Origin of the sequence: Paracoccus sp. JM45, from assembly GCF_003590715.1 — a bacterium.
In the GTDB taxonomy this organism is placed as follows: domain Bacteria; phylum Pseudomonadota; class Alphaproteobacteria; order Rhodobacterales; family Rhodobacteraceae; genus Paracoccus.
In genome coordinates this window covers 130,461-142,313 of record NZ_QQVY01000001.1, presented here as the reverse complement: position 1 = coordinate 142,313, position 11,853 = coordinate 130,461, and the positions used below count along the sequence as shown (strand labels likewise).

Annotated in this window: 9 protein-coding genes; 8 read left to right on the top strand and 1 reads right to left on the bottom strand. The window is 59.5% G+C overall.

Going from position 1 to position 11,853, the window contains the following annotated elements; translation table 11 throughout:
- Window positions 1-155 precede the first annotated feature (155 nt).
- From DWB67_RS00695 to DWB67_RS00660, 8 genes are all read left to right on the top strand, one after another.
- Window positions 156-2,450 carry a glycosyl hydrolase family 28-related protein gene (locus DWB67_RS00695; RefSeq protein WP_119805586.1) on the top strand — a complete coding sequence of 765 codons (2,295 nt, stop codon included), beginning with the start codon at window positions 156-158 and terminating at the stop codon, window positions 2,448-2,450.
- 232 nt (window positions 2,451-2,682) lie between these two features.
- On the top strand, window positions 2,683-4,638 hold the full coding sequence (gene acs / locus DWB67_RS00690; protein ID WP_119805585.1) for an acetate--CoA ligase: 1,956 nt from the start codon (window positions 2,683-2,685) through the stop codon (window positions 4,636-4,638).
- A gap of 118 nt (window positions 4,639-4,756) precedes the next feature.
- Window positions 4,757-5,014, top strand: a complete 258-nt coding sequence (locus tag DWB67_RS00685) for a DUF4212 domain-containing protein (RefSeq protein ID WP_119805584.1) — start codon at window positions 4,757-4,759, stop codon at window positions 5,012-5,014.
- Window positions 5,015-5,024: 10 nt separating this feature from the next.
- On the top strand, window positions 5,025-6,836 hold the full coding sequence (locus DWB67_RS00680) for a sodium:solute symporter family protein (RefSeq protein WP_119805583.1): 1,812 nt from the start codon (window positions 5,025-5,027) through the stop codon (window positions 6,834-6,836).
- Between the two features lie 60 nt (window positions 6,837-6,896).
- A complete protein-coding gene (locus DWB67_RS00675) occupies window positions 6,897-8,699 on the top strand; it encodes a DUF294 nucleotidyltransferase-like domain-containing protein (protein WP_119805582.1) in 1,803 nt (600 codons plus the stop codon).
- Window positions 8,696-9,202: a hypothetical protein gene (locus DWB67_RS00670; RefSeq protein ID WP_119805581.1), complete on the top strand. Its 507-nt coding sequence runs from the start codon at window positions 8,696-8,698 to the stop codon at window positions 9,200-9,202. The genes DWB67_RS00675 and DWB67_RS00670 overlap by 4 nt, the downstream gene beginning before the upstream one ends.
- On the top strand, window positions 9,195-9,563 hold the full coding sequence (locus DWB67_RS00665) for a response regulator transcription factor (protein ID WP_119805580.1): 369 nt from the start codon (window positions 9,195-9,197) through the stop codon (window positions 9,561-9,563). Before DWB67_RS00670 ends, DWB67_RS00665 begins: the two co-directional genes overlap by 8 nt.
- Window positions 9,557-11,467, top strand: a complete 1,911-nt coding sequence (locus tag DWB67_RS00660; protein ID WP_119805579.1) for an exonuclease domain-containing protein — start codon at window positions 9,557-9,559, stop codon at window positions 11,465-11,467. The genes DWB67_RS00665 and DWB67_RS00660 overlap by 7 nt, the downstream gene beginning before the upstream one ends.
- Here the strand turns inward: DWB67_RS00660 and DWB67_RS00655 are convergent.
- Window positions 11,464-11,844, bottom strand: coding sequence for a hypothetical protein (locus DWB67_RS00655; protein WP_147385894.1), 381 nt, complete (start codon window positions 11,842-11,844; stop codon window positions 11,464-11,466). The genes DWB67_RS00660 and DWB67_RS00655 overlap by 4 nt on opposite strands.
- Window positions 11,845-11,853 lie beyond the last annotated feature (9 nt).

Genomic DNA, 11,853 nt, shown 5'->3' with positions numbered 1-11,853 from the left:
GGGTTTCGGCCCCCTTTTTCGAACGCTAGTGTTGCGCGGCATGCCGTTGCACCGGACTATGCGTTCAGCCCCCGTTAACACTTTATCAACTATTCCTTTGCGCAATATGCCGGACGGATCCTGTCCGGTTCCTATGTCGATGCAAGGGATAGCGAATGAATATTGCGATCACCAACGGGCTTTTGCTGACACCTTCGGCCTTTCGCGCGGGGTTGGGCGTCTGGTCCAGAACCGATGGTACATCGGGCAGCCCGACTTGGGACAAGGTGGATAACGCATCGCTGGTGCCTGCCGATCAGGATTTCGGTTCCTGCTTCGAGGTGACCAAGCAGCAGACCACCACCAGCCTGCGGTTCATGGGTGAAACGCCTATGATCCCCGGTGTCTATCTGCGCGTTTCTGCGCGGGTTAAGGCGGTTGCAGGCGCGCTGGCCAGTGCGCGCATTGCCGGATGGGCCGGCAACGGGTCACGCAGCCATGTGACCGGTCTGGTCGAGGTTGGCCCCACCACCGCTATGCGCAGTTATGGCGAGATCATCGAGATAAGCGCGATTGTCGGCGTCGGGTCGCGTCAGGGTGTTGATATGTCATGGGGCACCGCACCGGTTTTCGGCCATTTCGGTGTGGATCTGGTCGGGGCGAACGGCGGTGTTTTCCGAGTCGAATCCTTGAAGATTGACGATATCACCGCCGCCTTTGTGCCATCCCTGCTGGATTGGGTGGACGTCCGTGATTTTGGTGCCGTGGGCGACGGCAAGACCAATGACCGCGCCGCTTTTCTGGCGGCGGATCAGGCCAGCGAGGGCGGTTGGGTCGTGGTACCAGATGGCGACTTCTATATTTCGGGCGATTTGTCGATCAACAGTCCAATCCGCTTTAAGGGGCGGATCAGTACACCAGCCAATACCCGTGTTGCTTTCCTGAAAAGCTTTGATTTTCCGACCTATGCCGATGCTTTCGATGATGAAACACTGGGAATGCAAAAAGCAATTCAGGCACTGCTTGGGTATACTGATCATCAATCGCTGGATCTCTGCGGTCGCCGCGTCGATCTGGACGCACCGCTGATGCTAGATCAGTTCGCCCCTGATCTGGACGGATTTTCGAACCGGCGTGTGATCCGCAATGGTGGCGTTCAGGCCAAGGCGGGGTCTGCATGGGATACAGGGCGCTGGACCAGCGTTGCGACGTATAAATCGACCAATCCGATGGTGCTGACATCGGTCGCAAACGTCGCCCAGATCGAGGTCGGCAGCCGCGTCATCGGCAGCGGCGTCGGTCGAGAGGTCTATGTGAACGCAAAAAACGTCAGCGCAGGCACATTGACCCTGTCACAGCCGCTTTATGGCGGTGCGGCAACGCGGACCTACAGCTTTGAACGCTATCGCTATCTGTTCGATTTTTCAGGCGTGCGCCAACTGGACCGGCTGAATTTTGTTGATATCGATTTTGGCTGTGAAGGCATCGCAAGCGGTATCATGCTGCCCCCCAAGGGCGAAATGATCCAGATAAAGGACTGCTATTTCACACGCCCCAAGGATCGCGGCATCACCTCGATCGGGCGGGGCTGTCAGGATATGTTGGTCGATAACTGCCAGTTCCTGTCCAATGACATGGAACTGCCCGCCCAGCAGCGCACGACGGTCGGCATCAATGTGAACGCCAATGACAGCAAAATCCGCAACAACCGCTTTGTCCGGTTCGCGCATTTTATGGTGGCCAATGGCGGCGGGCATATTATTTTCGGCAACCACTGGTTTCAGGGCGATGGTTCGGGTGAAGGGCTGCGCTATGCCGGTCTGGTCCTGACACAGCCCAACGTGCAGACCACTGTGACAGGCAATTACATCGACAATGCCTCGATCGAATGGACGAATGAACACAGCGCCTATCCGGTCTTCAGCAACAGTGAATTCAGTTTTGGCGGATTGACCGTCACAGGCAATACCTTCCTGTGTTCAAACACTGTGGCGTGGTTCACATGGATCACAGTAAAACCCTATGGCAGCGGCCATTTCGTGCAAGGTCTGAATGTCGTCGGCAATGTTTTCAAAGCGCTTTATGGCAATATCGACCGGATCGACCGAGTTGATACCTCTATCGCTGACCTGAATTATAACAGCATGCGGAACCTGCAGTTTCAGGCCAATACATTCAACGGCATCAACACCTATGTTGCCAATCCGTTGATGATACAGGTCACGCAGAACAATCCGGGGGCGAATTGGACGACCGACAACATCACCGGCTTGCCGTTTCAGGGTTGGGCAAAATCGGTGGAATCCGTTGTGACAGAGACCACATTGCAAACCTCGAATGGGACACGCGTCGACGCCAGCCCGACCGTCCAGTTCGAGGTCGGCAGCGCGCGCCGGCAGATCAGGCTGAGTTGGTCGCAACCGCTGAAAGGCCGCGTTTCGGTCTTTGTCAGGATGGATCGACCGCAGTAATTCAGGATCGGGCGCAGGGATGGAATCCTGCGCCGTTTTCTATAGCTGGTGAATTATTTACAGAATACGTATAAGAAATGTCAATTAATTGACAAATAAATCGTTTTAAAAAAAAGTGTTAACTTTATTGATGGCTTATGATTAACATTCTTCCAGACGCAGCAGCGCACCTTTGGGACAGGCGCGCATCCTGAGGGAAAATGCTGCGACATGGCCGAGAGAAGGGGATGTCATGAGCGCTGACAAAATTCAGAAATACGCGGTTCCGGCAGGTCTGGAAAACGCCCATGTCGGCCCTGACGACTATACGCGTCTATATGCCGAATCAATTAACGACCCCGAAGCTTTCTGGGGCAAAGAGGGGCAGCGGCTTGACTGGATCAAGCCCTATACCAAAGTCAAAAATACCGATTTCACTTTCGGTCAGGTCGACATCAAATGGTTCGAGGATGGCATTCTGAACGCCAGCGTGAACTGCGTCGACCGCCACCTTCCGACCCGCGCGAACCAGACCGCGATTATCTTTGAACCCGATGATCCTGAAACCCCTGCACAGCATATTACCTATGCGCAGTTGTCCGACAGTGTGAACCGCTTTGCCAATGTCCTGCTAAGTCAGGGTGTGATGCGCGGCGACCGTGTCGTGATCTATATGCCGATGATCCCCGATGCGGCCTATGCCATGCTGGCCTGTGCGCGGATCGGGGCGATCCATTCGATAGTCTTTGCGGGTTTTTCGCCTGATGCATTGGCCAATCGTGTCAACGACAGTGGTGCCAAGGTCGTCATCACCGCCGATACTGCGCCGCGGGGTGGCCGTCGGACGAACCTTAAATCCAATGCCGACGCAGCGCTGCTGCATTGCTCGGACAAAGTGCGGTGCCTTGTTGTCAAGCACACCGGCGACCAGACGACATGGATCGAAGACCGCGACGTCGATGTCAAAGCGCAGATGAAGCAGGTCAGCCCCGATTGTCCGCCGCGCCCGATGGGGGCCGAGGATCCTTTGTTCGTCCTCTATACCTCGGGGTCGACGGGTAAGCCCAAAGGGGTTGTGCATACCACCGGCGGCTATCTGGTCTATGCCGCGATGACCCATCAATACACCTTCGATTACCATGACGGCGATGTCTTCTGGTGCACGGCAGATGTGGGCTGGGTCACGGGGCACAGCTATATCATCTATGGTCCGCTGGCGAACGGCGCGACGACACTGATGTTCGAAGGGGTGCCCACATGGCCCGATGCCGGCCGCTTCTGGGAAGTTTGCGCTAAGCATAAGGTCACGCAGTTCTATACCGCACCGACGGCAATCCGCGCGCTGATGGGCAAAGGGCCGGAATTCGTTCAGGGCCATGACCTGTCCAGCCTGCGTATTCTGGGAACGGTGGGCGAACCCATCAACCCCGAGGCTTGGAACTGGTACAACGATCATGTCGGCCAAGGGCGCTGTCCCATCGTTGACACATGGTGGCAGACCGAAACCGGCGGCCATCTGATCACGCCGCTGCCCGGTGCGACGGAAACCAAGCCCGGTTCGGCCACGGTGCCGTTCTTTGGTGTCAAACCAGAGGTTCTGGACCCTGCCACCGCAGAACGACTCGACGGCAACGGGGTCGAGGGTGTGTTGTGCATTGCCGACAGCTGGCCCGGCCAGATGCGGACCGTCTGGGGCGATCACCAGCGCTTTATGGAGACGTATTTCCAGCAATATCCCGGTTACTATTTCACCGGTGATGGCTGCCGTCGGGACGAAGACGGCTATTACTGGATCACCGGTCGCGTCGATGATGTCATCAATGTCAGCGGCCACCGCATGGGCACTGCCGAGGTCGAAAGCGCCCTTGTTGCCCATGAAAAGGTCGCCGAGGCTGCGGTGGTCGGATACCCGCATCAGGTTAAGGGGCAGGGCATCTATGCCTATGTCACGCTGATGAACGGGATCGAGCCTTCCGACGAATTGCGCGCCGATCTGGAAAAATGGGTGCGCACCGAAATCGGACCGATTGCAAAACCCGACCTGATCCAATGGGCACCCGGTTTGCCCAAGACACGGTCGGGCAAGATCATGCGCCGCATCCTGCGCAAGATCGCGGAAAACGACTATGGCGCATTGGGCGATATCTCGACCCTGGCGGAACCGGAAGTCGTCGATGAATTGATCGAAAACCGCATGAACCGCGGCTGAGATCGGTAGGGGCGGCCACGCTGCCGTCCCGAAACCTGCTCTGGCGGACCCGCCACGCACAGAGCATGGAACAAGGCCAAGGCGGATCGACATGTCTGAACAGGGAGGACCTAGGGACATGAGTGACCGACAATCTTCGAATGCTTATTGGCAGGCCAATCTTCGCATCATCTATGGCTGTATCGCCGTTTGGGCGCTGGTGTCATATGGTGCGGCGATCCTTTTCCGCCCGCTGCTGAAATCCATTCCGGTCGGAGGAACGGACCTGGGTTTCTGGTTTGCGCAGCAGGGATCGATCCTGTGTTTCATCGTGCTGATCTTTTTCTATGCTGCACGCATGAACAAGCTGGACGCCGAATACGGCGTGGATGAGTGAGGATGCGCAGATGAGCCAGTTTACACTTAACCTGCTGTTTATCGGCGCCTCTTTCGCGCTGTATATCGGTATTGCCATCTATTGCCGTGCGAAATCCACGGCTGAATTCTATGCTGCGAACCGGGGTGTCAGTCCGGTCATGAACGGCATGGCGACCGCTGCCGACTGGATGTCGGCTGCGTCATTCATTTCGATGGCCGGTCTGATCGCTTTTACCGGCTATGACAACTCGACTTACCTGATGGGGTGGACGGGTGGCTATGTGCTGCTGGCGTTGCTGCTGGCACCCTATCTGCGGAAATTCGGCAAGTTCACCGTGCCGGAATTCATCGGCGACCGTTTCTATTCGCCGACCGCGCGTATCATCGGCGTGATCTGCCTGCTGATCGTGTCGATCACCTATGTGATCGGCCAGATGACGGGCGTCGGGGTGACATTCTCGCGCTACCTCGAGGTGTCGAATTCCACCGGTCTGTGGATCGGTGCGGCGTTGGTCTTCTGCTATGCGGTTCTTGGCGGCATGAAGGGCATCACCTATACGCAGGTCGCCCAATATGTCGTGCTGATCACCGCCTATACAATTCCGGCGATCTTCATTTCGCTTCAGCTGACCGGTAACTTCCTGCCGCAGCTGGGATTGTTCGGCACCCATGAAGGATCGGGCACGGCCTTCCTTCTTAAGCTGGATCAGGTCGTCACGGATCTGGGCTTCCGTGAATATACCGCGCATCACACATCCACGCTGGATATGGTGTTGTTCACCATGGCCCTAATGATCGGCACGGCGGGTCTGCCGCATGTCATCATCCGCTTCTTTACCGTTCCCAAAGTCTCGGACGCGCGTAAATCGGCTGGCTGGGCGCTGGTGTTCATCGCGCTGCTTTACACGGTCGCACCTGCGGTCGGGTCGATGTCGCGTTTTAACCTGACGGCGACGATGTGGCCGGGTGCGCGTACGGGCGATACCTATAGCCAGCCCGCCGTCTCGCTGGACAGCATCCAGAATGATGCCGATAAAGCGTGGATGCGGAACTGGCAGGTCACCGGTCTTCTGAACTGGGAAGACAAGAACGGCGATGGCCTGATCCAGTATTACAATGACACCGCCGCCCCCGAAGGCCCCTTGGCCGCCACCATCGAGGAACAGAACCTGCAAGGAAACGAGCTGGTCACTGTGAACAACGACATCATGGTGCTGGCCAACCCCGAAATCGCCAACCTTCCCGGTTGGGTGATCGCGGTGGTTGCAGCCGGTGGTCTTGCTGCCGCGCTGTCAACGGCGGCGGGTCTGCTGCTGGCGATTTCAGGTGCTGTCAGCCACGATCTGATCAAGGGCACGCTGCGTCCGAACATCAGTGAAAAGGGTGAACTGATGGCCGCGCGTGTGTCGATGGCGCTGTCCATTCTGGTGGCGACGATCCTTGGTCTGAACCCGCCGGGCTTTGCGGCGCAGACTGTGGCGCTGGCCTTTGGCCTTGCGGCAAGCTCGATCTTTCCTGTGCTGATGATGGGCATCTTTTCGAAGACCATCACCAAGGAAGGCGCGATTGCGGGGATGCTGGCGGGGATCATCGCGACCCTTGTCTACATCTTTACCTACAAGGGTTGGCTGTTCATCGGCGGCACCAACATGTTGGAGGATACGGCAGCGAACTGGCTGTTCGGTATTTCGCCCGCATCGTTCGGGACTGTCGGCGCGCTGATTAACTTTGTGGTCGCGTATCTTGTGTCGCAAGCGACCGAAAAGCCCCCCGCCGAGGTGCAGGATTTGGTGGAATCGATCCGTGTCCCACGCGGTGCCGGCAGTGCGGTCGATCACTGATAAACCCGCCGCGCCCCTGTTCGTGGGGCGCGGCATCCCAACCGCAAAGGTTTTAGGGTGATGACGCAAAGCATCGTCGATTTCATCGCCACCGTGCATCCCTATGACAGCCTGCCGCAGGATGAGCTGATGCGTGTTGCCAGCTTTTTCAGCCGCAGAATATATGACGCCGACGCCCTGATCTATCAGCTGGGCGAACGCCTGCCGGGGTTGTACTTGATCGAAAGCGGCGCTGTGACGGTCACCGACCGCAATGGCGACATTGTCTCGCAATTGGGGGCGCGCAATTCATTTGGCGAACGCGGGTTGCTGCGGGACGGAGTGGCGGTGACATCGGCCCGCGCATCAGAACAGGCGCAGGTGCTGATGTTGCCGCGCGAACAGGTGACGGGTCTGATTGAACGCCACCGCGTTGTGGCGCGGTTCTTTGACCGGTCCGGCACTCGCGGGTCCGATATGGCGACGTTAAAGGTCGCGGACCTTTTGTCGGGCAAGCCGGTCAGTTGCGCCCCTGAAACCCCCATCATCGACGCGGCCCGTATGATGCGCGACGGCCGTATCAGCAGCCTTGGCATCACCATTGGCGATGAGCTGATCGGGCTGGTGACCATTCGTGATATGTCCAACCGCGTGGTGGCCGAGGGGCGCGATATGCGCCAGCCCGTCGAAACCATCATGACCCGCGATCCGGTAACGCTGTCGCCATCTGCCCTTGGGCATGACGTGCTGAACATCATGGTGGAACGCCGCGTGGGCCATCTACCCGTGGTCGAGGGCGGTCGCTTTGTCGGTATGATCAGCCAGACGGATCTGACCCGTGTTCAGGCTGTGTCCACCCCCGCCCTGATCCGTGACATTGCCTTGGCCGATAGCGTTGCTCAGATGGCCCGCGTCACGGCCCGCATTCCCGAACTGCTGACGCAACTGGTGCAGGCCCGCCAACGGCACGAAGTGATCACCCGCATGATCACCGATATTGCCGATGCCGTGACGCGACGCCTGTTGGATCTGGCGCAGGCCAGCTTGGGTGAACCGCCCGCACCTTTTTTATGGGCGGCCTGCGGATCGCAGGGGCGGCAGGAACAGACCGGCGTCAGCGATCAGGACAACTGTCTGATCCTTGCGCCCGATGCCGACCCTGACCACCCGTGGTTCCGCGATCTGGCGCAGATGGTCTGCGACGGCCTGAATGCCTGCGGCTATGTCTATTGTCCGGGCGATATGATGGCCTCGAACCCGCGCTGGCGTCAGCCGGTGGATGTGTGGCGCGGCTATTTCAACGACTGGATCGCCCATCCATCCCCCGAGGCGCAGATGCTGGCCTCGGTCATGTTCGACCTGCGGGCGATCGGCGGGGATGTCAGCCTGCTGGACGCATTGCACAGCGATACGCTGGATCAGGCATCGCAAAATTCCATTTTTGTTGCGCATATGGTCGCCAATTCGCTGAAACACCGCCCGCCTTTGGGCCTGATCAGCGGCTTTTCGACAATCCGGTCCGGACAGCATCGCCACCATATCGATATGAAGCATAATGGTGTGGTGCCGGTCACCGATCTGGCGCGCGTCTATGCGCTGCAAGGCCGGATCAAGGCCGTCAATACCCGCGCCAGACTGGAAGATGCCGAGGCCCGCGGCGTGATTTCTGCCAGCGGCGGTCGCGACCTGCTGGCCGCCTATGACATGATCCAGACCACGCGGCTGGAAAATCAGGCGCATCTGATCAAGGCCGGTCGTCAGCCGGATAACTATCTGTCCCCCGCGGATCTGCCCGATCTGGACCGCAGCCACCTGCGCGACGCATTTGTTGTGGTGCGGTGGATGCAATCGGCGGTGGGACATGGAAAGGGAATGTTGGCATGAATGGTATCGGAACAGATCTGCTGGGCGTGATTGCAGTCGGCATCGGGATGGCCGCCGTCCTTTATGCGGGCATGCATGCCATCCGGCGCGCCGGATTTTCACCCGCGCCATGGCTGCTGCCTGCGGGGATCGGTCTGTCAATGGTCGTTTATTCCGTCTATAACGATTACAGCTGGTATTCCCGCGCGGTCGATCAACTGCCCGATGACGCACAGGTTCTGCTGGTCGGGCGCGATAAACAGCCTTGGGCGCCTTGGACCTATCTTGTGCCAGTTGCCATGCGTTTTGCCGCCCTTGATCCCGCCAGCATCAGCGATGCCCCGCAGGGAACGCGCAACGCGCAGATCATGCTGGTGGAACGTCGGGGCCAGACGGTGATTGTCCCGCAGGATTTCGACTGTGATGGCCAGCGCATCCGCCCCGCGCGGGGTGAATGGACAGCGGCCCAACCCGACGATCCGGCCTATGCCGCCGTCTGCATGGACGGAGCGGGAAATGGCTGACATTCTGGTCGTCGAGGATGAGGATAACATCGCCGTCGCGCTGGACTTCCTGTTGACCCGCGACGGCCATAAACACGCGCGGCTGGCCACCGGCAACGGGGCGGTTGACTATATACGCCGCCAGCGTCCGGATCTGGTGCTGCTGGATGTGATGTTGCCCGATGTTTCGGGCTATCAGATCGTGCAAGAGGTGCGCGCCGATCCCGATCTGGCTGCGATCAAGGTGCTGATGATGACGGCGCGGGGATCGGTCGTTGAACGCCGCAAGGGGTTGGCCCTTGGCGCGGATGGTTTCATCGCCAAACCGTTCGAGCTGGCCGAGTTGCGCACCGAAATGGCCCGCCTTTTGGCTCCATGCTGACGCATCTGTCCCTGCGCTTGCGCATTCTGCTGCTGTTCGCCGGTCTTGGGGCGCTGTCGCTGGTGATGGCGGGGATGGGACTGATGGTTCTGGCCAGAACCGCGGCGCTCAGCGATCCCGACCCGCTGATTCAGGGCACGATGATTGCGGGCTTTGGCATTACCGCGGGGGTGGTCGGCATCTGGTTCCTGTTCGATCTGCACCTTGCCCAACCGCTGGAACGGCTGGCCGGTGCCTTGCGGACAGGACATGCCCCTGACGATGCCACGGCGCGCTATCTGGCCGATCTTGGTCCTGCCGCCCGTGATGCAGCCCGCGCAAGGGCGCAGGCCGATCAGGCATTGGCCGATGCAATCCGCGCACATGCCGAAGAACAGCAGGCCGAGAAATCCAGCCTCGAATCCATTCTCGCAGATTTCGGGGCAGGGGTTGTGATGACCGACCTGCACGGGCGGGTGATCTTCTATAATGCCAGCGCATCGGGGTTTCTGCCGGGGTTGGCGCTGAATCGCCCGCTGGACCGGCACCTGCATTCAGGTGCGCTGGATGCCGCCAGAGTGCGCCTGCAGGCGGGGGCCGAGGCGACAGATTTCGGTTGCCTGACATCCGAGGGTACGCGCCTTTCGGGCCGTTTGCGCGCCATGCCGGACGGGCAGCTGCTGATCCTGCGTGATCGCCACGTCGAACGCCCCGCACCCCGCGCGACGCTGGAAGCACTTCGCCGCCATGCCTCGACCCTTGTGCCGATGCTGGGGGCGCTGGATGGCCCCATCCCCGACGCGCTTGCCGCCGCTATTAGTGCCGAGGGGCAGGGCCTTGCAGATACCACCCGTGAATTGTCACGCATTCTGGCCAGCGAAGCCCCGACAGGCACCGCCACCCTGACCGAGCTGACCGCAGGGTTGTCCGCGAAAAACACCCTGCCGCCCGTGATGTTTCAGGCAGATGCGGGCCAGATGAATGCGCTGCTTCTTGCGCTGGATCAGGCGCTGCAGGGGCAAGGGATTGATGCCCATGCCGCGATCCACCCCGATCAGGGTGACCAGCTGCGGATCACGTTGGAATGGCAGGGCGATCCGGTCCTGATCGACCGGCTGGACGCATGGTTGTCACTGCCGCCCGATCCGATGCATCCCGATCAAAGCGGCGCCGACATCTTGGCCCATCATGGCACGGGCATCTGGCCTGAAACGCAGGACGGGATCGCGCGTCTGGTCATGCCCCTTGGAACTGTTCCGGCGGCGGTCTCTGGCAGTGGCGTAACCTATGATTTCGCGCTGGCGGCCAAAGGTGTCGCCTCGACCCGACTGGCGGATCTGACATGCGTGGTCTTTGATACCGAAACGACGGGGCTAAGCGACCATGACGCCATCGTGCAGATCGCCGGCCTGCGCCTTGCCCGTGGCCGCCTGACAGGGGAAAGGTTCGAAACCCTGATCAATCCGGGCCGGCCTATCCCGCCTGCCTCGACCGCGATCCACGGGATTACCGATGCGATGGTGGCAGATGCGCCAGACCTGACCGCGGCACTGACAGCCTTCCGGCATTTTTGCGATGACGATGTACTGGTCGCCCATAATGCCCCCTTCGATATGGGCTTCCTGCGTCGCGCCGCCGCTGAAACCGGCGCGCATTTCGACAATCGGGTGCTGGACACGGTCTTGCTGTCTGCCATGGTCTGGGGCCATTCGGCGGTTCATAGCCTTGACGCGCTGACCGAACGCCTTGGTATCACCATTCCGGCTGAAGACCGCCATACCGCCATGGGTGATACTGTCGCCACAGCGCAGGCCTTCCTGCGGCTGATCCCCGCGCTTCAAGCCAAAGGCATCCAGCGATTCGAAGAAACCGTGGTCGAAGCCCGCCGCCACCGTCGGTTGATCGAGGATGCGAATTCCGCCTAAAGCTCTATCTGCGGTGCGTCCGGGTCAATCGGTATATCGGTTTCAGATGGATCGGTCAGATCGCGCAGACTGTCGCCAAGCGGCGGCGCTGGTGGTGCATCCGCGCGACGGCGAATGATAATGTCGCCGTTTTCCTGCCGCGGCGGTGGGTGATAGTTTTCCAGATCATCCACCAGTACCGCCAGATCCTTCAGCACCGGTGCCATCTGTTCCAAAGCGCCAGACAGGTTATTCAACTGCGGCACATCATCCTGCATCAAATTTCGAAAGAACCCCTGAAACCCGCGCTGGATCAGGCCACCTTCCGCTTCGGGTTCGGCAGCGACAGGGGAGGCGGCCAGAATACCGGCCAAAGCAAGGGCGGTCATATGTTTCATTGTGAAGAC